At 49.9% G+C, this 439-nt stretch carries 1 protein-coding gene; it reads right to left on the bottom strand.

Annotated elements, in window-relative coordinates; genetic code table 11:
- A partial coding sequence (locus tag AC1P5O_RS16895) for an IS66 family transposase (protein ID WP_164543419.1) occupies nt 1–439 on the bottom strand: 439 nt, incomplete at both ends.

Here is a 439-nt window from a genome sequence, read left to right as displayed (position 1 = left end):
AGGAACTCTTCTGCATGCTGACCTGAACGGCTATCCTGAAAGTCATAGATCACCGCTTGAACTGGATTGTACTGTGTAGTGGCATAGGCCCAGACATAACCTTTCTTCGGTTTTTTCTCATCATCACTCATCCGCATGATGGTGACCGGCGTTTCATCGGCATGGATCACCCGCTGTTGCAGCACCACCTCTTTTAAGGCATTGGCCAGAGGTTCCAGTTCCACACCGCAGCGACCTATCCAGTCAGATAAAGTTGATCTAGAAAGTTCGATTCCCGCCCGCTGATAGATCAGACGTTGACGGTACAGCGGTAAATGATCGGCATACTTCGATACCAGCACATGGCTGAGCAGTTCAGGTGAAGCAATGCCTTTATCAATCACATAGGCAGGCATCGCTTGCTGAGTCAGGGTGTCACACTGATCACAGACCCATTTGC

It is taken from the genome of Prolinoborus fasciculus (assembly GCF_056724605.1).
Note: the sequence above shows the minus strand (reverse complement) of the source record. Positions and strands in the feature narration are given on the sequence as shown.